The 24,439-nt window shown below is 67.1% G+C and carries 20 protein-coding genes and 2 CRISPR repeat arrays; of the genes, 4 read left to right on the plus strand and 16 right to left on the minus strand.

The genetic code is table 11. The features are described from left to right. Positions 1-310: 310 nt before the first annotated feature. From ABZ297_RS36425 to ABZ297_RS36490, 14 genes are all read right to left on the minus strand, one after another. Positions 311-700 carry a hypothetical protein gene (locus ABZ297_RS36425; protein ID WP_355356049.1) on the minus strand — a complete coding sequence of 130 codons (390 nt, stop codon included), beginning with the start codon at positions 698-700 and terminating at the stop codon, positions 311-313. An 864-nt stretch (positions 701-1,564) separates the two neighbouring features. Then, positions 1,565-1,904: a CRISPR direct-repeat array (repeat unit 29 nt; unit sequence GGGACCATCCCCGTGTGCGCGGGGAGCAC). A 247-nt stretch (positions 1,905-2,151) separates the two neighbouring features. Continuing rightward, positions 2,152-2,520, minus strand: coding sequence for a hypothetical protein (locus tag ABZ297_RS36430; protein ID WP_355356051.1), 369 nt, complete (start codon positions 2,518-2,520; stop codon positions 2,152-2,154). Positions 2,521-2,642: 122 nt separating this feature from the next. Continuing rightward, a complete protein-coding gene (locus ABZ297_RS36435; RefSeq protein WP_355356053.1) occupies positions 2,643-9,332 on the minus strand; it encodes a polymorphic toxin-type HINT domain-containing protein in 6,690 nt (2,229 codons plus the stop codon). A gap of 453 nt (positions 9,333-9,785) precedes the next feature. Further along, a CRISPR array of direct repeats spans positions 9,786-10,961; the repeat unit is 29 nt; unit sequence GGGACCATCCCCGCGTGCGCGGGGAGCAC. Positions 10,962-11,209: 248 nt separating this feature from the next. Further along, on the minus strand, positions 11,210-12,565 hold the full coding sequence (locus tag ABZ297_RS36440; protein WP_355356055.1) for a tyrosine-type recombinase/integrase: 1,356 nt from the start codon (positions 12,563-12,565) through the stop codon (positions 11,210-11,212). A gap of 20 nt (positions 12,566-12,585) precedes the next feature. Then, a complete protein-coding gene (locus ABZ297_RS36445) occupies positions 12,586-12,783 on the minus strand; it encodes a helix-turn-helix domain-containing protein (RefSeq protein ID WP_355356057.1) in 198 nt (65 codons plus the stop codon). A 14-nt stretch (positions 12,784-12,797) separates the two neighbouring features. Then, positions 12,798-14,360, minus strand: coding sequence for a YfjI family protein (locus ABZ297_RS36450; protein ID WP_355356059.1), 1,563 nt, complete (start codon positions 14,358-14,360; stop codon positions 12,798-12,800). Then, positions 14,357-15,247 (minus strand): bifunctional DNA primase/polymerase, encoded by an 891-nt coding sequence (locus ABZ297_RS36455; protein ID WP_355356061.1) that lies wholly within the window; start codon positions 15,245-15,247, stop codon positions 14,357-14,359. The genes ABZ297_RS36450 and ABZ297_RS36455 overlap by 4 nt, the downstream gene beginning before the upstream one ends. Before the next feature lie 18 nt (positions 15,248-15,265). Then, positions 15,266-15,472, minus strand: coding sequence for a hypothetical protein (locus tag ABZ297_RS36460; protein ID WP_355356063.1), 207 nt, complete (start codon positions 15,470-15,472; stop codon positions 15,266-15,268). A gap of 140 nt (positions 15,473-15,612) precedes the next feature. Beyond that, positions 15,613-17,805 (minus strand): cell division protein FtsK, encoded by a 2,193-nt coding sequence (locus tag ABZ297_RS36465; protein ID WP_355356065.1) that lies wholly within the window; start codon positions 17,803-17,805, stop codon positions 15,613-15,615. A 145-nt stretch (positions 17,806-17,950) separates the two neighbouring features. After that, on the minus strand, positions 17,951-18,208 hold the full coding sequence (locus ABZ297_RS36470) for a hypothetical protein (RefSeq protein WP_355356067.1): 258 nt from the start codon (positions 18,206-18,208) through the stop codon (positions 17,951-17,953). Continuing rightward, positions 18,208-19,179, minus strand: coding sequence for a DUF2637 domain-containing protein (locus ABZ297_RS36475; protein ID WP_355356069.1), 972 nt, complete (start codon positions 19,177-19,179; stop codon positions 18,208-18,210). Before ABZ297_RS36475 ends, ABZ297_RS36470 begins: the two co-directional genes overlap by 1 nt. Continuing rightward, positions 19,176-19,556, minus strand: a complete 381-nt coding sequence (locus ABZ297_RS36480) for an RRQRL motif-containing zinc-binding protein (RefSeq protein ID WP_355356071.1) — start codon at positions 19,554-19,556, stop codon at positions 19,176-19,178. Before ABZ297_RS36480 ends, ABZ297_RS36475 begins: the two co-directional genes overlap by 4 nt. Beyond that, positions 19,556-19,876: a WhiB family transcriptional regulator gene (locus ABZ297_RS36485; protein ID WP_355356073.1), complete on the minus strand. Its 321-nt coding sequence runs from the start codon at positions 19,874-19,876 to the stop codon at positions 19,556-19,558. Before ABZ297_RS36485 ends, ABZ297_RS36480 begins: the two co-directional genes overlap by 1 nt. 79 nt (positions 19,877-19,955) lie before the next feature. Next, a complete protein-coding gene (locus tag ABZ297_RS36490; RefSeq protein WP_355356075.1) occupies positions 19,956-20,129 on the minus strand; it encodes a hypothetical protein in 174 nt (57 codons plus the stop codon). A gap of 134 nt (positions 20,130-20,263) precedes the next feature. On the opposite strand from ABZ297_RS36490, the gene ABZ297_RS36495 reads away from it, so the two are divergent. The 3 genes from ABZ297_RS36495 to ABZ297_RS36505 are packed head-to-tail and all read left to right on the plus strand — an operon-like array spanning position 20,264 to position 21,498. Continuing rightward, positions 20,264-20,599, plus strand: a complete 336-nt coding sequence (locus tag ABZ297_RS36495; protein WP_355356077.1) for a hypothetical protein — start codon at positions 20,264-20,266, stop codon at positions 20,597-20,599. Beyond that, positions 20,568-21,143 (plus strand): hypothetical protein, encoded by a 576-nt coding sequence (locus ABZ297_RS36500; RefSeq protein WP_355356079.1) that lies wholly within the window; start codon positions 20,568-20,570, stop codon positions 21,141-21,143. The genes ABZ297_RS36495 and ABZ297_RS36500 overlap by 32 nt, the downstream gene beginning before the upstream one ends. Positions 21,144-21,171: 28 nt before the next feature. Continuing rightward, positions 21,172-21,498: a hypothetical protein gene (locus tag ABZ297_RS36505; protein ID WP_355356081.1), complete on the plus strand. Its 327-nt coding sequence runs from the start codon at positions 21,172-21,174 to the stop codon at positions 21,496-21,498. Positions 21,499-21,683: 185 nt separating this feature from the next. Here the strand turns inward: ABZ297_RS36505 and ABZ297_RS36510 are convergent, their stop codons facing one another. Continuing rightward, positions 21,684-21,995, minus strand: a complete 312-nt coding sequence (locus ABZ297_RS36510) for a hypothetical protein (protein WP_355356082.1) — start codon at positions 21,993-21,995, stop codon at positions 21,684-21,686. A gap of 537 nt (positions 21,996-22,532) precedes the next feature. Beyond that, positions 22,533-22,778, minus strand: coding sequence for a hypothetical protein (locus ABZ297_RS36515; protein ID WP_355356084.1), 246 nt, complete (start codon positions 22,776-22,778; stop codon positions 22,533-22,535). Between the two features lie 138 nt (positions 22,779-22,916). Here ABZ297_RS36515 and ABZ297_RS36520 point away from each other — a divergent pair, with 138 nt between their 5' ends. Continuing rightward, on the plus strand, positions 22,917-23,375 hold the full coding sequence (locus tag ABZ297_RS36520; RefSeq protein ID WP_355356086.1) for a GntR family transcriptional regulator: 459 nt from the start codon (positions 22,917-22,919) through the stop codon (positions 23,373-23,375). Positions 23,376-24,439 lie beyond the last annotated feature (1,064 nt).

Raw genomic sequence — 24,439 nt, forward strand, 5'->3', positions numbered from 1 at the left:
GAAGCCCTCCTCCAAAGCCTCCAGCCAGCCGGGATCGGCGACCGCGTCGTCGTCGAGGAACGCGACGGGGCCTGGGGGCCGGTCCTGGACGGCGGCGGGACACCGGGCCGGGCACCGCGCGCCGGCCCCGCCGTACCGACCGAACGCACCGACCGAGGTTGCCGCGCCGCCTTACAGATGCAGCCCTACGATCGCCCCTGCATGGCTGGCCGCCGTACGTGCTTGGGGGCGATCGACGATCCAGGGTTCGTTCCTCACCCTGGCTCACTGGAGAACGTGGCTGATCTCTGCCGATCACGCGAGGCCATGCTTATCGCTGCAGATGTGGATCCGGCTCATGCCGAACCGGCTCGGGCTGGGCGCGGCACCAGTCCACGACGCGGTACGTGATGCGGTCGAAAGGCGCGTCATTGGTGAGGGGGCGTTCAAAGTCGGCCAGGCGATCCAGGTCCATGGCCAATTCCGCCAAGGTCTCCTCGGTGAATAGCCCCGACCTGGTGAGCGTCTCGCGCAGGTAGGCCAGGAGACGTTCATGGTGCTCGTCCCAGTCGATGTTGCCGTTGCGCTGAGCCTCATCTCGAAGCTTCTCGACCGCACGCAACAGCTCGCCTTGAACGCTGTCCGCCTGGCCCCGACGTGGTACATGGGTCTGCCAGATCCTGCGAGCATCAGCGGCATATGACGCATCCATGGCGGCCACCGTACAACCATGCCGCCAGCGCGGCCTCCAGCACCGGGGTGATCTCAGTCAGGGGTGGTGCGCCTAGCGCGCCCGCTGGCTGACGCCAAGGCAAGCGACCACACGTGATGCGTCGGGAGATAGGAAGAGCTGAAAGTGGTAGGCGGGATCTGTGCTTTTCACGATGCCCAGGATGAGGTGCTGCAATCCGCAGGAGCTGAGCTGCGCGACCGCCTCCTCGAAGCCGAGGGATGGGATCTCTAGCCGGTGGGTAAGACGTGCGCGACGCTGATAAGTCCTGGTCAGGTGGAGCGCCTCGACCGGGTCCGGCCATATCTCGAAGTACGTTCCAGCCGCGAGCGCCCGACGGCACGCATGGCCTGCTTCCCCTCCTGCGCTATCGAGGAGTTGAACGAGCGTCTCTCTATCCACGAAAGCAGCGTACGCACAGCGCGGTCTCTGGGAGCCATGCAATATACGTGCAATGATCATGACGGCGGGGGAGCGCCGGTATCGCTCCGCCCCAGGTAGAAAGCCATGCGCCCGCCGTAACGGTCACGAGCTGTAAAACCGTCGGCTCAGCCTACGCAAGTTCGAACCTTGCACCTGCCACACCAGCAGAAAGAGGCCCTTCACCAGCGGAAACGCGGTGAGGGGCCTCTCTCGTTGTGTCCGGCCGTCCATGGTCATCACCGATGGCCTACGGGCATCCACGGCAAATACGCGGCCAAGTTTTCAGAGCTTGGCGGTATCCCAGTTGCCGCCGTATGGCCCTTCTTGTAGGGGGAGTGCGCCCGCCGCCTCTCACGGGAGGCGGCGGGCGCTGTCATGGAGCATCCCCGGACGGGGAGTACTCAGCTAGTGCCGACTGGATCGAGGCCAAGAGGGACCATCACCGCGTGCGCGGGGAGCACGCCTACCCGACCATTCCGGCGCGCCTGCGGCTGGGACCATCCCCGCGTTCGCGGGGAGCACGAGCTAGCCCAGGAACGTAAGACGTGGTTCCCGGGACCATCCCCGCGTGCGCGGGGAGTACCACCTGTGTGGACGATGAGGGCCACCGCATCGGGGACCATCCCCGTGTGCGCGGGGAGCACTAGAGAAAGCCCCAGCCACTGGGGCTGGGGCTGGGGCTTGGACCATCCCCGTGTGCGCGGGGAGCACAGCTTGCCGAGCGGGGTAAGCAGGCCCGCCGCGGGACCATCCCCGTGTGCGCGGGGAGCACGCTTCCTGACCTGTGGCGCTATCGACGGGCGGCGTCGGAATCGAACACTTTCAAAGAGGCGGTCATTTCAGGCTCCTCGCTACGAAGGGAGCGCAGACTGGTCGGATCGGCCTATCCAAAGTTGACTCTCACTCCAAGATGCCATGAGCCTCGCCGACTCCGTACCTACGACCGCGTCCGGCGCAGCCTCGACCGCCACCCCGCTCCCACATCCTGGATTACTTGAGCGAGAACTGGAATGATCCTGCTACTCCGTAGACAATCGCTGAATTACTGGATTCGCGGCCAACTCGGGAATATCGTCGATCAGACGAGAATGCACCTGCCGCACGAACCCATTGAATGCATCCGAGAGTTCCTCGTGTACCGCGGAAACCCGCCAATGCCGCTTCGATGAACTAATCGTAACTAGATCGCCATCACGGCGCAGGAGAATAACCTCCTCGCTTTCAGTGAAGCCGAGCGCCGCATCCTCCCCTGATGAGAGGCGCTTTGCTGCATGGGACACGGACAAGGCCAGATCCACGAGAGTCACAAATTTTTTCTTCGAGATGATCTCGATATCATCAACAATCAGCTCAACGTTTGCTCCAAAGTACTTGTAGCGGAGCTCCATCTCGCTGATTCCTGCCGGGTCGACCTGGCTGGTGCTGCTCCAAGTCTTGCGCCAAGGCGACCCGGGGCTCGGGGCCTCGAAAGAGAGGCGTATCATCGTTTCCTCATCTTACCGCTGCTCGTCTAGTACGGGAACGCTGTCACAACCTTACCATCGTTCACGACAACGGCGATCCGTGATAGCTCGCCCTTGCCGTTTTTTGGCCCTGCCTTCCCGACGGGGACTCCGAAGTCCCATTCATAAATTTGTCCGGGGCGCTTTTCTCCCGTAACAGGGTCTGGGGTGTTCGCCCTAGCTGCGCCTCGGTCAATGGTTTCAGCTATTCGCTTACGAACCTCTTTAGCCTTACCTGTGAAAATACCTGACTCATCGTCAACCAGGGTTCCGCCAGGGCGATGCCGATCCACGATGTGCTGCCAATCGCCGTCTTCCAGCGCCTTGGTTCCGCACGGCCTGTTGGCATTGTGAACCAAGACCGGTACGGCCCCTGCCAGCACATAATACGTATGCAGATCGGCGACGGTTAGGTTGTGGACGCGCTGGTTCGCGGCTGTTCTCTTTGTGATAGCGCTGATCTGGATGTATGTGCCGGAGGATGTCTGAAGCCACATGCCGGGCTGCAGGTCTCGCGCATCTACCCAGTCGCGTAGCTCTGGCACCCAGAACGGATGGGTATCGGTCGCGACCACCGTGCCATGCTTGTGATCTTCGTTGTCGGTGTGGTCGACGGTGATGCGGACGAGATTTTTGATTCCCTTGCTCGTGATTGGCGCAATAACAGGCTTAGCGTCAGCTCTGCCGCTTGCGGGGTCAATGGCGACGACTTTATCGCCGACCTTGACATCTTCAATTGATTTGTAGGCGCCGTCGGCCATCAGGACTTTGGTGCCAGGAACGAAGCTGCTGCAAGGCTTCGATGTTGTCTTCGAAGGGAGAATATTCTTTTGTTTACTTGACTTGAACGGTCGAGTACTTGATTCGAATGGTTTGCTGTTTGTGTTAGGGAGTTTGGTTATGCGTATATTTCGGACGGGGAGCTTGTACATTGGTTGGCGATCATCCATGCCCGGTATCTGCTCTAGGGCGGTTCTGTAGTCGATGTCTGCTTGCTTCTTTAGAGCTTCTTCCCGGTAACGCCTGCGGTTGGCCTCTATCCGTGCGTTCTCTTTATATTCTTCTTGGCGCTTCCTGTGGATTTCCTTTTCGCGGTGGCTTTTCTTCTTGCCGCTGCTGTGGTGTGTTTCGGCGAAGGTCGCGTCGGATTTGGCGTTGCCGGTGTCGACGCGGCGGCCGTCGGGGTCGGATTGGTCGATGGGGTTGTTGGCGGCGTAGCTGTAGGGGTTGGCCCATTCGGGGGTGCGGAGGTCGAGTTCGGGGTCGGTGGAGATGAATTTGGCGATGGTGGGGTCGTAGTAGCGGGCGCCGAGGTAGGTGAGGCTGGTGGAGGCGTCTTCGATCTTGCCGAGGAAGCCTCGGTCGGTGAAGGGGAGGTCGTCTCCGCCGCGGCGTTGGCCGAAGGGCAGGTAGCGTTCGCGGTTGACGGTGCCGGTGGTGTCGTTGATGGCGAGTTGGGTGCTGCCGTGTTGGCCGTCGAGCATCCAGGTGACGCTGGTGGCGTCGCGCATGGCGACCAGGGATCCGTCCGATGCGCTGTAGTAGCGCTTGCCTGCGACCTGGCCGCTTGCCAGGCGCAGTTCGATCGAGCCGAGGTAGAGGGTGGTGCTGCCGTCGGGGTCGCGGCGGATCAGGCGCTGGCCGTCGGCGTCGTAGACCATGGAGGTTTGTTTGCCGTCGACGGTGGCCTGGGTGAGTTGGCCGAGCTGGTCGAAGTCGAAGGTGGCTTGTTTGCCGGCGACGGTGCGGGCGGAGAGCTGTCCGGCGTTGTCGTAGGCGTAGGTGTCGGTTCCGCTGGGGCGGGTGATGGAGGTGACGGCGTTGGGCCGGACAGCGGTGGGGCCGGCGGCGGGGTAGGTGTAGGTGGCGGTCTGGCCGTTGTCGGTCAGGCTGGTGATGTTGCCGACCTTGTCGTAGGCGTAGGCCTGGTTGTAGGGGTCGATGCCCTTGCTGTCGCCGGTGCCGGTGCAGGAGGTCGCCGTGGTGGTGTAGGCGGTCTTCAGGCGTAGCAGGCCGTCGTAGGTGAAGCATTCGGACTGGCCGTCGGTGGTGCCGGGGATGGCCGAGGCGGCGTCCAGGACGCGGGTGATGTTGCCGGCGATGTTGTAGCTGTAGCGGTCGTCCTGGACGGTGTCCGGGGTTGAGGTGTCGGCCTTGGACTGGGTGAAGACCCTCGACAGCCAGTCGGTGGTGGCGTCGCGTTCGAGGACGCGCTTGATCTGGCCGTTTGCGCCGAGCGAGCGGGTGGCGAGCTTGCCGGTGGGGGTGAAGGTGGTGTCCTTGACGTAGGTGAACCCGCCGCCCAGGTCGGAGGTGAGAGCCTTGGCGAAGCCGAGGTCGGTGTAGGAGTAGGTGAGCTTCTCCGTGGCTAGTCCGCCGGCGTCGGGGAGGGCCTGCTCGCGCAGGTTGCCGGCCGCGTCGTAGGTGGAGGTGAAGGTGTAGTCGCGGCCGAGGGCGCCTTCGCTGGCGGGGATGGTGACCTTGGTGGAGGTGGGACGGTAGTCGTTGTCGTAGGCGGCAACCGACTGCGTGTATGCCTGTCCGCCTGTGTAGCGGGTGGCGGCGCTGAGCTCACCCTTGGCGACGGTGTCGTAGCCCCACTCGGCCAGCTTGGTGCCGGTGTTCGGCTCTCCGGCCCATTGGATGGTGCGGCGGCCGAGGTCGTCGTAGGTGTTGGAGATCTTCTGGTTCTTGCCGTCGATGCTCCAGGCGAGCCTGCCGGCCGGGTCGTAACCGTAGGCGGAGTTCCCGGCGTCGGGGTCGGTGGCGGCGGTGCGGCGGTCCTGCCAGTCGAAGGTGTAGGTGCGGACGTTGCCGTTGGCGTCCGTCATCTTCGTGAGGTTGCCGCTCAGGTCGTAGCCGTAGCTGGAGTCCTGGTGAGTGGTGGTGTCGGACCACTCTTCGACCTTGACGGTGCGGTCGAAGACGTCGGTGACGGTGGCGGTCTTGCCCCCGACTGGCGGGGTGACCTCGGTGCGGTCAGCTCCGGGGTAGGCGGTGCTGGTGCGGCGTAGCTCGGTGTCGAGGTGGTAGGCGATGGAGGTGACCGGGCGTTCCTGGTCGTCGTAGACGGTCTTGGTCCACTGCGGCAGGCTGGTCAGCGCCGGGTTGAGCAGGCCACTTCCGGGCTGGTCGGTGTTGTGCACCGGCTCCGACACTGCGGCGGTGAGGCCGCGGGCGTCGTAGGTGGTGGCGGTGACGATGCGCCCGCTCGACGGTGAGTCGGTCTGGGCTTCGCGGGTCCGTCCGAGGCCGTCGTCGTAGCTGTGCGTGGTGGTCCACTTGGCGCCTGTGCCGGTGCCGGTCAGTAGCTGTTTGACGGTGGTCTTGACGGGTGCGGTGGGCTGGCCGAGCCATCCGTCGAAGGCAATGGTGTAGGCGGCGGTGGCGCTGGGGGTGCCGCCGCTGCGGGGCTGGCCTGGCTTCCACAGCGCGGTGGTGCGGCCGAGCGCGTCGTAGTCGATCTCGGTGGTCTTGCCGTTCGGGTCGGTGACCGCGATCGCTTCGCCCAGGACGTGGGACAGGCGGGCGGTGACGGTGTGGCCGAGCGGGTTGGTCGTGGTCACGCCGGTGGCGGGCCAGCCGACGGCCGGGGTGTAGGTGGTGGAGGTGGTCTTGCCGAGCGGGTCCACGCTCGTGAGCTGCCTGCCGTACTCGTCGTAGGTCGCCTTGACGGTGGAGATCGTGCTGGTGTCGGCGTAGGAGCGGACCTCGGTGGGGTTGCCGTCGCTCGGCTTGTTCGTCGCCGGGTCGGTGCCCAGGTCGTACAGGTTGATCGTCTTGCCGATCAGCGTGCCGGCCGCGCAGTCGTCACCGGACCGCTCCTCGATCACGGAGGGGAAGTCGAGTAACCACTGGCCAGGGTCGGTGTTGCGGGCGTAGCTGGTGGTGATGCATTTGTTATCGGTGGTGACACCGTCCTGGCCGTAGTCGTTGACCTTGATCGGCAGGCCGTCGGCGTTGTAGGCGGTCTTCTCGTCGGTGTAGCGCCAGCTGCCGTCGCTCACCTTGTCCCGGGAGCGCTCACGGGTGCGCAGGACGAGGGCGGGGTCCATGGTTCCGGGGCCGTTGCCGGTGGTCTGGATCGTGTACTCGTACCGGGTGGAGTCGACCTCGGTGTAGGCGCGTGGGCTGAGCGCGGTCATCTTCCACGACTGCTCCTGCAACACGTTGCCCTGCAGGATCGTCTGGTCCACGACGGTGGCGCCGTCGAAGGCGGTGACCGTCTCACCGGTGCCGCGCAGGAAGGTGCGGGTGGTGACGGTGTAGCCGGACGGGTCGCTGCCCGTCCCGTCGATTGTGCGGACCTGGCTGTAGCCGCGCCAGTCCGAGGCCGGCGGCGCCTGGTTCGGCTCGGCGAACTGAATCGGGTTCGTCCAGCGCGGGCTGCCGATGAACTCGTACTCGTGGACCATGTCCGGGGAGGCGCCTACCATGTCGCGTTCGACGACCTTCACGGCGAGCTGCTTGTAGAAGCGCGACCAGGCCTCGTAGCCGGACCCGGGGTCGCTGCCCTGGTCAACCTGATAGCAGTCGCCGACCTTGTCGCTCAGATAGTTGGTCCCGTCGCGGCCCTTGCCGCCGCCGCACGGGTCGGCCTGGCCGTAGGTGACCTCGGTACGTCCGCCCATCCCGTTGCCGATCGCGGCGATGCGCGGCACCATCCGCCAGGACACCTGATCGACCCAGTCGGAGTTGTTGACGTAGTCCATCTTCCCGGCGAGCATCACCGCGTCGAAGTCCAGCGGCGGCAACGTCACCTGCGGGCTGGCGGCCACGCCGGTCTGCTGGACGGTGTCCAGCCACATCACGGGGTCGTGCGCGGGGCCGGAGTCGGTCCGCTGGTAGATCCACGTCTGCCGTAGGTCCAGCCGGTCAACCGGGTCCCAGCCTCCCGAGGTCGGGTTCAGCGCTTCTGTGGTGATTGAGGTGAGCTTGCGGGTGGAGTAGAACGAGATCGCGTTGTTGGTGCAGCCGACTGCCTGGGTGCAGTGCAGGTCGGTGGGGACGTCGCCGCCGTCCCGCTCGGCAGTGTTGAAGCTGGTGGAAGCGGTCGGCGTGCTGCCGGCCACCTGGGTGTTGTGGCCCCAGCTCACCTTGGCCAGGAAGCCGCCCCGGTCGTAGGGGAGCACCTTGTACGTTTCGTGCGCGCAGGAGGGCAGGCAGAAGTAGTTGGTCTCCCGGGTGTAGGAGTAGTCGATCACGTTCTCGTTGCGGTCGATCTCCTGGTCCAGGTTCCAGCGCCACACCCCGGTACAGGTCGGCGGGATCGCGTTGTTGAGGTAGCGGTCGTAGCAGGGTTCGCCCGAGTCGTTGCCGACGTAGGGCACCTGCCACTGGGCGTCCTTGTTGTAGCCGAAGCGCCAGACCTGCCCCTTCTGGTCGGTGACCTTCCAGTAGGGCTGCGCGTCAGCCCCGCCCGCGACCTGCTCGATCTTCCAGCCGAGATCCGGGACCGTCTTCCACCCGCCCGAGGTGCGGTCCTTGACGATCTGCGCCGATCGGCTGCCCGCGCTCAGCACCAGCTCCGACTGCGACTTGTCGTTTGTGGTGGTGTCGCCGTCGGTTTCGTCTGGTGACTCCCAGCACAGTGCCTTGCCGCTGATCCCGTTCTCTTTGGCGGTCCAGATCAGTTCCGCGGTGTTGTCGTCGTAGAAGTTGTCGACGTTGCAGCGGCGGTAGCGACGCTCGATGAACCCGGCGTTCAGGTCCCAGCCGACGCCGACCAGGCCGGACTGGTTGTTGGTCCACCGGCCCTGCCCGTCCACCGACGACGCTTCGTACTGCAGCGACAGGTCAGGCCCGTTGCCGGCCACCGACGGCGGCTCGGGAAGCGGCACGTCGTAGTCGAACCCGCCGCCGGACGTGCCCGCCTGCCAGGTCCCGGACGGCTTCAGATCGGTGGCGCCCCAGTTACCGTCCGGGCCGGTCAGCCCGCCCGCCAGGAGATACACCGACCCACTTGCGAGCTGCGCCGCCAGTGTCGCCTCCGCGGCCTGCTCGGCCGCGGCCTTGCGATCCTTGCCCTGCGTCGTCGGCTTGTCCGCTGCCGGGGTGGCGTTGGCTGGGGCCGCCTCCACCTCCGCCGTCACGGTCCCCGTCTTCACATCGTTGACCGACGGCACCACACTCGGACGCACCACACACGATTTCGGGCGCGGCGCCTCAAGAACACAGGCCGGCAGGCGCACCAGTTGCAGGCGGCTGGCGAAGTTGCCGCCGTATGCGTCCCGGAACCCGTCGTAGGAGAACTGCGCCCGGACCTTTCCGGGCGTTGTCCCTCCGTCGGCACGCATCAACCGGGCGGCGATCCCGAACCCGCCCAGCGTGCGCACAACCTCCGGCGACAGGGTTTCGACCTTCACCTTGTCCAGCTCGACGCCCTTGACCTGGCCGACCTTGACCGGCAACGTCCCGGCATCGACGGCATTGCCGATGCCGGGAACCGTCACCTCGGCGCTGCCAGGCTTCGGCCACACCGGCTTACGCTGCTCCACCTTTGGCGCGGACGCCTCCGCGCCCTTGGCCGCCTTCTTAGCCGGTACGGGTCGGCCGTCCACCGACTGCTCAGGATCTGGCGCGGACGCCGCGGCCTGCTCCACCAGCCGATCCGGCACCCCGACACTCGAGATCAGCACCAACGCCGAAAGTCCCACAATGAGCGCCGCGAACCACACCGGCAGCCGTCGACTCCGCATCCCGCATCCCTTCAGGGCACGCTGACGCAGACCTCGGGAAAAGAGGCCTTCACGCGTCTAAAGCAGACATAAGGACGATCAATGGGAATGTGATCGACAAACCAAGATCGGTCAACGATGGGAGCGTGACTTACCCAACGCTCACAGTTAACAAGTGGTCAAAGACAAACATCATGTGTGCTGGTCAAGTGCGATGTCATGGAGGGCGCCTGTCCACCGAAGGCATATTTAGTGATCTACATCACAGCAACGCAAGGCGGCAGTCGATCGAGCGACCAGAGCTTTGTAGGTCAGCCCCAGCGAACCAGATGAATCTCAACCTTGCTGACCTTGGTGTTGCGGACGCGCAAGGCGCTGGTCACGAGCGGTTTCAACTCCTCCAAGAACGCTCCCGGCGGGCATCGCCGCGCGCGGGGAGCACAACGCGACGGTGCCCGAGTAGGAGCCGATCCTGGGACCATCCCCGCGCGTCCGGGGGCGGCGATCGCGCTCGGGTTCGACGGGGACCATCCCCGCGCGTGCGGGAAGTACTGGGACGCCGTGAACATCAACCTCTGTGTGCCGGAACCATCCCCGCGTGCGCGGGGAGCACAAGAGCCCGGCCATCGCGGCGAGCAGATAGCGGGGACCATCCCCGCGTGCGCGGGGAGCACACCGTGCCGCAGACGCTAGAGGACTACGCGGCGGGACCATCCCCGCGTGCGCGGGGAGCACCCGTACATGGAGCCGACGACGTTCGTCGACAGGGGACCATCCCCGCGTGCGCGGGGAGCACATCATGACGTCACGCGACGACGCCGCCGAGGTGGGACCATCCCCGCGTGCGCGGGGAGCACCGGATCGTCAAGAGCGCGACGGGCGCCCTGCCGGGACCATCCCCGCGTGCGCGGGGAGCACTTCGGCCAGGCCAAGGACTGGGCGATCGGCAAGGGACCATCCCCGCGTGCGCGGGGAGCACGAGTGGCGCGAACGGATGCGCGGCGAGGCATGGGGACCATCCCCGCGTGCGCGGGGAGCACGGCCCCTGGGAGGTGCCGTAGTTGACTGGTTCGGGACCATCCCCGCGTGCGCGGGGAGCACGCCACGCCGAAGCCGTAGATCCGCTCCAGGATGGGACCATCCCCGCGTGCGCGGGGAGCACGACATGTTCGATGGGGAGGGCGTAGGAGCCACGGGACCATCCCCGCGTGCGCGGGGAGCACCCGCCCACGCCCGACGACATCGCCCACGTGATGGGACCATCCCCGCGTGCGCGGGGAGCACGACGTCTTCATTCCGAAGCTGCAAGAGGTGCAGGGACCATCCCCGCGTGCGCGGGGAGCACTGAGCGGCGCGCACAGCCTTGCTCGCGGCCTTGGGACCATCCCCGCGTGCGCGGGGAGCACACCGCACAGTCGACGTTCACGGTCGAGCCGACGGGACCATCCCCGCGTGCGCGGGGAGCACCTCAGTACCTATGAGCTCTGCTTCTCGTTCTCGGGACCATCCCCGCGTGCGCGGGGAGCACTACAGCTCGCTTGCCCTGGCCGGCGGTTGGACGGGACCATCCCCGCGTGCGCGGGGAGCACACCCGCGGCTTCCCCACCTACTGGACGAACCGGGGACCATCCCCGCGTGCGCGGGGAGCACACTGCCTGACCTGCGCCGTTATCGGCCGCAGCGGCCAAAATCGAGCACTTTCAAAGAGGCGGACATTTCGGTCTCCATCGCGCAAGGGGCGCAGGCTGTCGGCTCAGCCTACCCAGCCTGGAGCCTCGCCCCCACCGGACGAAAGAGGGCGCTCGCCAGGGACATGGTGAAGGGCCCTCCTTGTCGTGTCCGGTTGCTCAGGCGCGTCGTTGGCAGTCGACGGCCACGGACGATGTAGCGGCTGACCTTTAGGGTTTGGTTGCGTCCCAGATACGTTGCATGGCTTCGCCTTGTTGTCCGTGGATGCATTTGGCGTAGACACGGAGTAGGACGTTGACGCTGTGTCCTGCCCATTCGGCGACTTGGGGTGCGGGGACGCCCGCGTTGAGCCAGGTGGAGACGGCGGCGTGGCGCAGGGCGTAGGGGACGTCCATGAGCGGCGACTTGGCTTCTGCTTCGGTGAATGCCTCTGCTCTGGCCTCGTGGAAGACCTTGAGGTAGGCGCGGTCGGTCATCAGGCCGCCACGCGGGCCGATGAAGATGCGCCCGCCGGGGCCGGTGCCGAACTGGTGGATGTGTTCGCGCAGCATCGCGCTGAGTTCGGGGTGGATCGGGACATGGCGGGTCTCGCCGGCCGCTCGATGTTTGAGTTCGCGGCGTTCGCGGACGTTGCCGCTGTTGGTCCAGCGGCTGCCGGCGCGGGGTTCGGCGTTGGTGAGCCGCATCTCTCCCCAGCCGCCCTCGGGAAGGCTGACGAGATGATCCTCGCGCAGGTCCACCACCTCTTCCGGGCGCAGGGCGGCGAAGTACATGCAGCCGAAGAACGCCTTCATGCGTTCGCCGCGCTTGCCGCGCCGTTGGACGGCAGCGAGGAAGCGGCGGGCCTGATCCACGTTGATCACCACCCGGGGGTCGATGGTGGCGAGCGTCCGCGGCTTGGTCCAGTTGACGGCCTTGAGCGGGTTGCCGGACAGCGCGCCGATTTCAACGGCGTACTCCATGGCGTTGTTGAGGCACATGCGCTTGCGGTTGGCGGTGTTGGCGGCGGCCGTTTTACCGTCCTTGGTCCGGCTGATTCTGTCGAGCACACCCCGCGTGAGTACGGCACCCTTGCCGGGCTGTTCGAGCGCCGCCATGGGCGTGGTGTTGGCTTCCAGCCAGCGGACTACCGTTACGAGGTCCGAGGGCGGCTCGTTCTTGTCCCGGATGCGGTCGCTGTAGGCCCAGCGGAGTGCCGCGCGTCGGCTCTCCCGGTCAGGTGCGCCGTTTTCCCTGGCGAGCAGTGCCTCGGTGGCGTCCGTCAGCGCCTCTGCGATGCCTCGGCGGTGGTTCGGGGCAGCGTAGGGCCACTTCGCGTCGACGTAGGCCAGCGTGAAGGCGTACCAGGTGAGGATGTTCTCCTCACGCTTCCATGAGACGGGGCGGCCGGTCTCGATGTCGAACGCCTCACCCTGCCGGGCGGCGGTCATGAGCTGCGCGCGGAAGCTCTCGGCGTGCGCCAGGGTGCGGAACGGCTCTTTCCACTCACGGCCTTCCACGACCCAGCGGACGTAGTGCGTGGTGACTCTGCGCCCCTTGTAGCTCTTGATCTTCCAGAAGCGCACGCTGTAGGAGGTCCCGTTCATCAGGCGGCGTCCTCTCGCTCGTTGAGCCAGCGGTCGAGTTCGGAGCGGCGGATGCGGAGTTCGCGGTTGGCGAGGGTGATGCAGCGGGGTGCCAGTTTCTTGGCGCGCCAGTCGTAGAAGGTGGATCGGGCGATCTTGAGTTCAGCGCAGACTTCGGAGACGGTGAGCTTTTCGTCGGTGCGGGTTGTTGTCTTCAAAGGGCGTGTCCTTCTCAAGAAGCGTGCTGGTGAAGGCTGGGGTGGACGGCGTAGGCCGGTGAAGGGCGGCGGCCGGGGCCAGTGCGTGGTGGGTCGGGTTCGCGGCGGATCCAGCCGAGCTGTTCCAGCAGGTCGAGCGCGGGTTCCAGCTCCGTGACCTTGCGGAAGCGGCTGCGTGGGAGGGCGGTGAACGCCTCACGGACGGTGAAACGGGCGGTGCCGGTGCGGTGGAGCCAGGCGTGGACGGTGCGGGCGGCTTCGATGTCAGGGTCTGCGCCCATGGCGTCGAAGGTCTCCAGGGCGTGGGCGGTGAAGTATTCGCCCAGCGTGATGGCGGCTTTGACGGTGTCGGTGGTGATGGGGTGTCGCCAGGCGTCTTCGACGTGGGCGGCCAGGTGGAGCAGGCCGGCTATGCGCATGACGGCGCCGTCGAATTTGCCGGCCCAGTCGGTGATGTGGCCGAGGTCTCCGGAGTCCGGGCGTAGCCGGGCTTCGGTTCTGCGGCGGTGTTCGGTGAAGACTTCAGCGGCTTCGGGGGCGAGGACGAGCCGGGCCGGGTCGTCCCAGCCGTGCATGCCGATGGTGAGCTGTTGCAGGTTGGCGTCATAGCGGGCGGCGACCTGCTCGGGTACGGATGGCGGGTCTATGCGCCGGTAGCCGATATTGCTCTTGGGCAGGCTGTAGAGGATGCGTCCGAGCAGGCCCTTGCCACGGAAGCCGGGCATGGTGGCGATGTCGGCGATGATCTCGAGTTGGACGGCCAGGCCCATGGTGAGTGCGGCGTGGTCGACGCGTTCGGTGCGGCCTCGCCGATCGATGATGAGTGGGTCTCCGGCGTGGCCTTTGAGGAACAGGTCGAGGTTGGGTGTGCCGGAGTAGCGTCCGGCCAGGGTGGCGAAGATGCCGCCCTCGGCGCTGAGGACGGCCAGGCGTCCGCCTTGCTCGACGAGCAGGCTGGCGGCGCTTTCCGGGGTGATGTCGTCCGCCACGAGCCGGGGCTTGACCGGGACCTTGATGTCCTCCACTGCCAGGGCGGCGCTCTGAGCCTCGGCGATGGCGTCCGGTGCTGCCTCACCATGGGCCGTGCCTGCCGTGCGGGCAGCCTTCTCAGCGACATCCGCAGCCAGGCGCCGGGACACCTCGGCCTCGGTGATCTGTGGTCCGATCCGGTCCAGCAAGGTTCTTTCAGCGCGTGCCAGGGGCGCGGTCATGGCGCGGAACACGGCGGACTTCCGCGAGCCGGGCGGCATGGCCACCAGGACGAACAGGTTGACTGGTTCGATCCAGGAGCCCCGGACGTTGACCACCGCGCGCCCGCCGGCGGCGGTGGAGAGAGCTGCCAGGCCGACGCAGCCCGCCAGGTCGAGCGGGGTCTGTGTCTCTTCCGCTACGGCGCTGATGTGCTCGGCAACCCATGCAGGCAGCGTGTGCACGGGGAAGGAAGGTAGTTCGCCGCGCTGGCCGAGCGGTGCGGGCGTCTCCCAGACGGGCTGGTGGAGTTGAGCGAGCTGGTCGGCCGCGCCGAGGCTGGTCAGGATGGCGTCTGCGGCGTGCTGGTGTGTGTTGGTGGTGGTCAAGCGGCTGCCCTCCGTGGGTGGCGCTGCCCGGAGTTGAGCCCGGAGCGGATGGTGGCGAAGACTTCGCGCGGGCTCAGGCCGATGGCCTCGGCAGCGGTCTGCAAGCACGCTTCGGCCAGGTGACGCGGGACAAGTCCGGCGACGAGCAGCTGACCGAGGGCGAAAGCGGCGGTGTTCAGGGTGTTGTTGCGAGCGCCGTGCGGAGCCGCCAGAACCCGTTCGACCTCGCCGCGGAGCGCGGTCAGGGCGTATCCGGCGGCGTGATCACCACCGCACGCGGCCAGCACAGCCCCCGCAGACGCGCTGGTCGACGTCGGCCGTATGAGGCGTTCTGCCAGCCACGCGGGCAGCGGCGCGGGCGTCGGCGCGTGGAGGACTTCGTACGGGCCGGTGCCGTCAGGCAGGTCGACGACGCTGCCGGGGCCGACCACGTATCCGCCGTGCGCGCGGGTGTCGATCTTCCAGCCGAGCTTGCCTGCGGTGTTGCCGAGGTCGACGCCGGGTGGGGTAGCGAAGTACAGGTGCGTGCCGCCGCACCGGGTGCGGACGGTGAAGGTCTCCAGCGGCAACGGCTGGCCGGCCTGCTCGCACAGCACAGCAAGGACGTCCGCACCCTCGTGGACACCAGGCAGCGCCCATGCACTCGGCGGCTGTTCGTCGGGCTTGGGGACGTCCAGGTCGATCACCACGAGCGCGGACGGGCCGCACGCGATACCGATGTTGAACGGTGCTCGCGCCCACATTCGGCCAATACGCTCGGGGTCGGTGGTGGCTTGGCGCTCCCAGTCGGTGAAGCCGCGCAGGGGACGCTTGTCGCCAGGTGTGAGCGGAAAGACCGGCCAGCCGCGGGCGGCGGCGGCCAGGGCGTAGCGGGTGAGGTCGTGCACGGGTGCTCCTACGGAAGGTCAGCGGTAGAGGCGGCGCAGGTAGACGTAGAGCTGCCAGCCGAGACGGGGCCGCATCCCGGTGCCGTTGCAGGCGCGGCAGGTGCGGTTCTTGCCGCCCGGCGCGCAGCGGACGCAGGTCCCCCACGGGAAGACGAGACAGAAGCCGATGTAACAGACGGTGATGGTGAATGCGCAGGCGACTAGAAGGGCGACAGCAGCGATCACAGAGGCCTCCAGGGCCGGTTTCGAGGGTTTCTCGCAGACAGGGTCTAGGCGCTAGACCGCTGGTAGATCGCGGATTCGGGGTCTAGGAGACCCTCTAGACCTAGAGGGAGCCGCCTCTAGGTCTAGAGGCTGTCCGAGGGTTACGAGGCAGCGCCGGAACCCCTAGATCGGTCACGTTCCGTGAGAGCAGCGCTGACGTCGTCGCGGACGATGCCCATGCGGTTCGCGCCCTTGCCGCCCTCGCCGATGGCGCCCCACACCTGGCCCGTCCTGACGCCGTACGGCTTGAGCGCGGTGGTGAGCTGAGCCGTCTTCGCGCCGCCCTCCAGCGAGGCCCACGGCCCGTAGACCTCGGGACGCAGCTCGGTCAGGCGGTCGACCACCACCTCGTTCCAGACCTTGGGCTCGCTCGGCGGCACCACGGCGAGGACATCGGCCAGGAGGTCGAACGCGGGCATGCTGGCCTCGGGCTGCTCGCCGAGGGCGTGCCCGGAGAGCGTGCCCAACGCCTTGCGCAGCGCGTAGGCGCGGTCGGCGATGAGCTGCGTCGCCGGGGTGTCCAGGTAGGCCGTGCGGACGACCTTGGGCACCGGGGTCGCCCCCACCAGGTAGCCGATCCCGGCGTCCGCCTCGGGAACGAACGTGGTCGCGCGGATGCCGTTCTGGTAGGACGACGTCCCGAGGATCATGTCGTTCTCCGTCTGGCCACCGACCCGCAGGCAGAACCGGATGGACACGTTCGCCGAGACCCCGGTCGGCAGGCTGCGCTTGTCCGGGCGCTGGGTGGCCAGGATCAGCACCACGCCCAGGGCTCGGCCGAGTTTGATGATGAACTCGGCGTCCTCGCCGGACTGCTGGCCGTACTCGGCGTGGGCGAACAGGTTCTGGCACTCGTCGAAGATCGCCACCAGCGGGTGAAGGCCGATGGAGCGCTTGTCAGCGATCTGCCGGGTCACGCGCTTGTCCGGGCACAGGTCCGCGGGGAGCGACTTGAGCGCGGCGGCGCGCCGCATCACCTCCTTGCGTAGCAGGGTCAGGGAGTCGGCGGCGTAGGCGATGGCCGGGTCTTCGATGCCGGACACGTACCGGTGGCAGTTCTTCTCCAGCGGGTCCAGGTCGCCGGTGCCCTTGAGCTCGTGAATCCAGAGTTCGGCGGTGGGGTCCATGGCCGCGCTGCCGGCCAGGGTCCGGACGGCGGCGGTCTTGCCCTGGCCGGGCTGGGACCCGATCAGGACGTTGTGCTGGATGAGCGGCACGGTGATGGCGCGTCCGCGCGGGTCGTTGCCGAACGGGGCGCCCTTGAACACGTCGTGGCTGGCAGCCTTTGCCAGGGCGAAGCGCACGGTGGTCTTGGACAGGTCCTTGTCGCCGACCCACAAAATCAGCCGTCCCTCGTGGATGGCGGGATTGCCCTCGGGCCAGATGCAACCGATGGGACGGCGCAGCGCCGAGGCGAGCCGGTCGCGCTTGTCCAGGACGTCGGCCACGGTGACGCCGTACGGCAGGTCGAGGTCTGCCCGCCAGCCGGGGCCGTCGCGGGTGATCGGGGCGACGAACCGGATCTCGGGGTTCTTGGCGTTGATGCCGGACACGCTGATCGAGGTCAGCGCGCGGACCACGATGTCGCTGGTCAGCTTCTCCACGTTGGTCGGCAGAACGGCGCGGTTGATCAGCGGACGGTCGGGTGGCGCTCCGAGCGCGCCGAGCACGGCCAGGGCCACGGCGAGCGCTCCCCACTGCTGTGGGCTGGTGGCGTTGGCCACGACGAGCGCAACCAGCAGCAGCGTGATCAGGGCGAGCAGGAGGAGCGACACCCTCAGGCGGACGCGGGAATCGCGCTGCCTGCTCAACTTGAGGTAGCTCTCGGGGTCCGCCTTCTGGACGGCGCTCAGCCGTACCGGCTCGCCTTCCAGGTCGAACGTCCAGCGGACCATGCCGGCCACCAGGCGGGCCAGGCCGCGCGGGGACCGGAAGGCCAGCCGCCCGGCGTACAGCGGGACGCGCGTGATCTGGAAGCCCGCCACGTGGACGTAGTGCTTGCCGACCCAACGCAACGTCTCCTGGGCCTCGGCCCGCGAGCGCAGCCACAGCGGGATGACAGGGCGGCGGGTGCGCGCCTTCTCCTCCAGCTCTGTACGCCAATCGCTGCGCTGTCCTCCCGGCTGGTCGACGCGCAGCAGGGTGCCTTCCAGGACCGGTCCGTCCTGGCTGGCGGTCTGCTCGTCCTCAAGGGGCTGGTACGGGTGGCGTCCGGCGCGGACGGCGGACAGGTGGACGACGTCCGCGCCTTTGTGCTCGGGGTGGTCGTTAGGGTTGTCCGGATCGTGGGTCATGATGTGTGGCACCTCGTTTGCCATGCGGTTTTCGGGGTTGTGGGGCGCGGCCGTTGTCTTGGCGGATGGGGCCGCGCCCCGTGGTGGCGGTCAGGGACGATGGGCGGTCGGACCGGCGCTCGTCCGGCGGGCTATGGATGCGGATTCACGCGGTCGGACCGTGCGGTCCGTCCCGCTCAGGGATGCCGAGTTCGTCGCACCAGCTGCGGACGAACAGCCGCATCCGGCCGCGGGGCGACGGGTCAGTGGCCAGCACCTCCGCGAGAATCAGAGCGGCGATGGCCTGGTTGCGGTCGAAGGTCCGTCCGGGGTATCCGGTGACGAGCCAGCGCCCGTCCTGAAGTTCGGCTACGTCGGCGCAGAGGTCAGAGGTCATGCGCGTGTCGGTGATGTGCAGGCTCATCAGGCGGCCTCGCCTTCCGCTATGGCGTGAGCCTCGGTGCGCAGGCGGGCCAGCAGCGCCCCGGCGCGGTCGGTCGAGATGGTCTGCCCGGTGCTGCGGATGGCGTCGCGCAGGCGGTCACGGGTCAATGGCTGGCCCTGTGCTGCCAAGTCGGCTGCGGTCCGCCTGCCGAGGTCGATAAGGTCGTCGACTGCTGGGGGCGCGGTCGTCTTCGTGGAGCGGTCGCGCCTGCTGGCAGCTGCCGTGCGCTTGCCAAGCGCGGGCAGGAGTGCCTGGTTGAGCCGAAGGGCTTGCACTCGGACGGGTGCGTTCTTGGGGGCGAGTTCGCCGAGGCGGTACAGGGCGCGCTCGCGGCGAGTGGCCTTCCAGCGCCACAGCCTGCCGTACCGGTCCTGAAGCTCGGTCTTGGCCAGGATGCGATCACGTTCGCGGCCGAGGGCTTCGGGGTAGCTGCGGACCTCCCACAACACCATCCGTCGCCACAGGGCGAGCGTGGTCAGCGGGGCCAGCAGCCAGCGGGAGCGGCGAATGCCGTCCATGCGGTCCGGCCTGGACAGGTCGGCGCGCTTGCGGACGACGTGCGCGCCGACCTCCACGGCGATGACCCACAGCAGGGGCAGCACCGCATGAGCCACGATGGCGAACCAGTCGGGGCGGCCGGTCGCGCCGAGGTAGGCGGCCACGTTGAGGTAGACGGTCGCGGCGGTCAGGGCCCACGGTATGAGCCGCAGCCAGGGCAGGCGCATCCCGAGCCGGGCCAGCACGAGGTCGAGCGCCGAGAAGACGGCGATCCCCAGATCGACGCCGAGCGGCACCGTCCAGGCGAACCAGCCGAACGACGGGGCGGCGGCGTTGGCGACGCGGGCGAAGCTGTTGACGAACCCGAGCAAACCGAGCACTCCCGTAACCCCTGCGGTCACGGCAATGGCAGTCTGCTCGCCCTCGGTCAGCGTTCGCGGAGTGTCCTTCACGCGGCCACCTCTTCCGCGCAGTCCAGGCACGTGCCGAGGTGGCGCGGCAGGACGTAGCCGACATCCGTCAGGCACAGGGGACAGGTGCGGCGGGCGGCATTGGCCTTGCCGAGGGCGGCGCGCTGGCGCGGCGTCGCGGTGCGCTTGGGCAGCGCGAACCGCACGTCGTACAGGTAGGCGGCGCGAACCCCAGGAGCGCCGTGCCGGCGGGACGCCCAGAGGACCTGCGCCTGCACTCCCTGTCCGCCGGGACGCAGCCCGGCGGCGGTGAGCTGGCGCAGGGTGAGCAGGTGGGCCGGGGCCATCCGCCACGGGTAGGTCGGGATGCCGTAGCTCTCCCCGGCGGGGTTCCAGTAGCGGGCGCGGATCTTCCTCATCACGCCGCCTCCAGCTCGTCCAGGTCGTCGACGTCGGCGGGCGTGCGGCCAGCCCAGACGCCGGACGTGGGGTGGGTCTCCATCGCGTACCAGCCGCAGTAGAGGAGAGCCGGGCAGGCGGCGCAGACGTCGCGCGCCACGTCCTCGCGAGCGGCGCGCTCCTCGGCGGCCTCGATCGTGCCGGACGGGCCGACGTGCAGCTCCGGGTCGTAGACGCACTCAGCGAGCGGCGTCTCACCCTGAACGCGCCAGGCGGCCCGTAGTTGCTCGAAGGTGAGGTGAGCGGGATGCGCGTTGGCGCGGGTGGACCTGTAGGTCATGATGGGTTTGCTCCTTAGCGGGAGTACTGAGGGGCGGTCGAGTCTTGGCGGATGAGGCCGCCCCTCTTGGCGTTGCTGGCTAGCTGAGGTGGGCGACGAAGGTGGCCAGAGCGCTCGCGACGTTCATCAGGCCGTCCATCAGGCTGGAGGCGATCGTCGCCGCCTTCGCAGGCTCCCGGACGACGAAGAACAGAGCACCGAGCACGAGCAGCGTCGGCACGATGCGAGAGCGCTGAGGCGTAGGGATCAGCATGGTTCCTCCTGGTTGGCTGCCCGTGTAGGGGGTGCTACACGACAGACCGTATAGGCCCCCCTGCACGAACGTCAAGGGCCCCCTGTACGCGGCGTGTCTAGTCCCCCCTTGACGAAGCGCGTACGCTGACCCTCATGACGAAGGAAGGCGTGAGCGAGGCGGTCCTGTCCGCGCTAGCCGATCTCGAGCGCGCTTTCGGTGCGGCAGTTTCGGCGATCGATGCCGAACCCGACCACAACCGCGCCTACGACGGCGCGACCGAGCTGGTCGAGACGGTGAGGCGGCTCTTCGAAGCCTCAGCGGATCAACGGGCACTTTCAGCAGCCCGCATCTTTGAGCAGGAGCGGATGTCGTTGGCCGGCCTGGCTGACCGCATCGGCGTGTCGAAAGCACGCGCAGCCCAGCTGATCAAGACCGCTAAGGACGCCCACGGGCAACGTGGAAACGCGACGGAGGAAAACGGTGACTGAGCGGACAGAGGTAATCGTCGAGGTCTGGCCTGTCTCGGCCGACGAGGTCGGTCTATGGCTGATCAGCGGAAACGACGCATGGAGGTCCGAGGCCGTCCGCCAGGACAGCGACCCTCACACGACCGTCACCGACCTCCTCGAAGCGAACAACGCCTCGGCGGGCGTCAAGCTGCTCCATTCCACCTCCTGGCGCGCCGAGGAGACCGCCGTAGTTCTCACGTACGTAGCCGTCATCGGCTGCAAGGCATTCGTACGCGATAAGTGGCCCAACGCGGCACCGATCAGCCCGGCGCTGCCCGATGCAGTAGGGAAGCCAATCGAGGTCACGGCGACAGAGGCCCCGATCCCGCGATACATCGATGTGCTCATGCACGGCCTGCGGCACCTGCAGTTCCTGCTTCAGACGGACTCGGCCGCACGCTCGGCTCTCTGCGGGAAATGGCCCGACCACCTCGCGCTCTTCCGTCCGGCGCTCGCCGGCATGTACGACCACGAGCACGGCGAGGAACCGATCACTCTCCCGGAAGGGCAAGCCGCGCGTTGACCGTGGACGGGTACGAGGAGGCGTAAGAGTGGCAGAAGCGTCGCGCGATCAGTTGCATGTGCAGCAGCGCGCAAACAAGGTCCTTGAGCAGCTTCTCGCGCGCATCGCGAACGAGAAGCTGCCGGTGATCAGCTGGACAATCGCCAGTGACGCGTCCGGCGCCGCTCTGACGGGGCGCTGCGATGCCGAGGACATGTCCCAGAGGCGAGAAGACTTCGAGGCTTGGCGCGAGGCCCTTGGAGTCAGTGATCAGCCCGTCGAAGAGGCTTTTGAGGGCGGAATCAGGCTGCGAGCATCCGTGCAGGATAATTACGCGGACCTCTCCGTCGCTCTTGTCGCAGATATAGCTGGTTAAGTGGCGCCGGCGGGTTCTCTGAGGTGGGTGCTGTGACAGTCGTCGGCTGATGTCAGAGGTTCGTGCGGATGCCGCGCAATCCGCAGTATCCGCGCTACCTCTCGGCAGACGGCCAGGTCGACCTTGGTGCTCGTGTAGGCGGGCGTCCGCGCAACGCCGCAGAAAGCCGCACATTCGGCCGAGTGTCATCCGCTGCGTGCGGCCTTGAGGAGCTGGTCGGCCCGAGCTTTTGACATCCCCAGTTTCGCTGCGAGCCCTGCCAGCGACAGCCCTTCGGCGTCGCGTATCCGAGCCGCCATCCTGGCGCGTGTCAGCGCAGCGGTGTCGGCCATCTGGCGCATGGCGACGGCCAGCCCTGTCGCGCTCTCGTACGCGCTACCAAGATCGGGCATGGCCTGTATCGCCTCGTTGGCCTCGTGATACGTCTGCCAGATGGCGTGGAGGCCGGCGCCCAAGCCGGTCGGCTCGCCTGCGTGGTCATGTGCACTCTCGTTCATGACAAGTTCCTCAGTCGGGGGAGTAGACGCGTGATGGCAGCGCGCCGAGGGCCGGGGGAGTGCGGGGGAGGAGGCTCGCGCCCCGCCGGCCGACGTCGCGCCGGGATCAGGAGTTCAGCGACGGCACCGCCCGAAGCGATCACGTTGAACCTTGGCCGATGCGCCCAGATGCTTCCGTCTCTTGAGGACGCTCAGTGTCTGCTTCTTGCCGGACTTCTGCGTCTCTCGGCCTTCTCGTCTCAGACTTGTGGTTCCCCCGTGGCCTTCTCGTGCGTCGAGCCCGCCTCACTTGGTCCGCCTTGTGGTCCTCGTCGTGCAAAAAGAGGAGGAGCCGCCACACCTCACGAGCATTTCGGTAGAGACCTCTCGCGGTTTCCTCGCTGCCTTGGGGAGTGTGGCGTAGGACGAGGAAGAGCCCGCCTTGGCAGGCCCACTCGTACGCACCACAGCACGAGGTCTCCGTGACCCGGATGCGTTCTTGCCTACGAAACGGCTCCCAGGAGAGGGAGCGGGCGAACACGGTCGCGGTGCGCTTGTTCATCGCTGGACCTCCGCGAGGCGGCGGCAGATGTTGAGACGGCTGGTCTGCCAGACACAGGCGCCGGCCAGTTGCGTCAGCGAGTCGGCGCTCAGCTCAGGCAGGACGCCGAAGGCGACTTCGTCGGGCGACAGCTTCGTCAGCGGCCTCGCGCGCCAGCGGCCGTCGAGAGTGCGCCAGACGTAGTAGCGCCTGAACGAGCTGCGCAGGGCGGGGTCGGGCAGAGCGTTGAGCAGGGAAGTCATGAGTGATTGATCTTCCGTCTTGGATTTGGGAGGGTTTGCGACTCAAAAACAACGTGAGAGTAGCGTTCTCCCAGGCTACGTCTAGGGCCTCATGGCCACAAGGCTCATGGCAACATGGCCCCATGAGACTTGTGTGGTGTGATCGACTACAGCTCTGGGGTGCCTCTGTATCGGCAAGTCGCAGATGCGATCCGCGCCGACATCGCCTCCGGCCGGTATCAGGCCGGCGCGTGGCTGCCCTCGGAGACTCAGCTGTCGCAGATGTTCAACGTGGGGCGGGACACCGTACGGGAAGCGCTGGCCTTCCTACGTGCCGAGGGTCGGATCACCACGGTGCGCAAGCGGGGCTCGCTTGTGACTGGTAACCAGGTGCGGGAGCCGTATCGCGTTCCCGCCGGGGCCCGCGTGATCACGCGGATGCCTACGCCAGAGGAGCGGCGCGACCTGGCCACGCCCGACGAACTAAGGGAGTTCGGTGGGGTTCCCGAGGGAGTCCCGGTCTTCGAGATCACGCCAGGCCCGCGTAAGCATCGCAGGGTGCTGAGGGGCGATCGCGTCGAACTGCTCGTCGACGACCAAGCATCCGAGGAGTTGTGATCGTGGTGTGCCATGGATTCCGCGGAATATTGCGGGATTCCGCGGCACTTGATCATCTCGTCGCCGCTGCTGCTGATCTGCAGTAACGCGCCTGACGATCGAATTCTGCGGCCTGTGCGTATTTCGCGGCGCACGGTACGCGAACGGCACTCTAGCTGTACTGGTTAAAGAGCTGTGGCTGTGTCCGTCCTATGGTCGATATATCGCTTACCTCAGGGAGGATGTATGACCCCCGGATGCGGCTCGTGCGACTGCTACCTCGTGGAAACCGGGATCACGTTGGTCGGCCAGTTGGACAACGTGTAGGACTGCGGCTCAGTAGGCCCAGCAAAGCTGGGCCTACGAGGCGCACCGCGTAGGGCTATCCCCGCACGCGCGGGAGCAGCTCCTGATCGGGATCGCCACTGGGTGCGGTCGGGACCATCCCTGCGTGCGCGGGGAGCACGGCAACGCGGCCAAGGCTGCCAAGTACCTGCTGGGACCATCCTCGCGTGCGCGGGGAGCACACGATGAGAGCGCCGCCTGACAGTGTGCTGCCGGGACCATCCCCGCGTGTACGGGGAGCACGGCGCCGTAGCGGGTGGGGATGCAGTACGGCTGGGACCATCCCCGCGTGTACGGGGGGCACGTGAGCAGGTCGGTCCGCAGCAGGGCGCCGCGGGGACCATCCCCGCGTGTACGGGGAGCACACGTTGTCCATCAGGGGGAGTCGATGGAAGACGGGACCATCCCCGCGTGTACGGGGAGCACGAGGCGTTCGCCCGCACCCTGGACGCTGCGGTGGGACCATCCCCGCGTGTACGGGGAGCACGAGGCGTTCGCCCGCACCCTGGACGCTGCGGTGGGACCATCCCCGCGTGTACGGGGAGCACTTCAACCGCAGGTGGGCAATCAGTTCGCCGACGGGACCATCCCCGCGTGTACGGGGAGCACCCGCGCACGTACGACGCCGAGGACATCGAGCGGGGAGGTCACGTCCACGGACGTGGTGTATGAATCGATCTTCGAGTGATCCTGTTTCTGCAGGTTAAGCGGTAAGTGTCTGTGGGAGCGGGTTCGCGGTC

It is taken from the genome of Nonomuraea sp. NPDC005983, assembly GCF_040614375.1.
In the GTDB taxonomy this organism is placed as follows: Bacteria; Actinomycetota; Actinomycetes; order Streptosporangiales; family Streptosporangiaceae; genus Nonomuraea.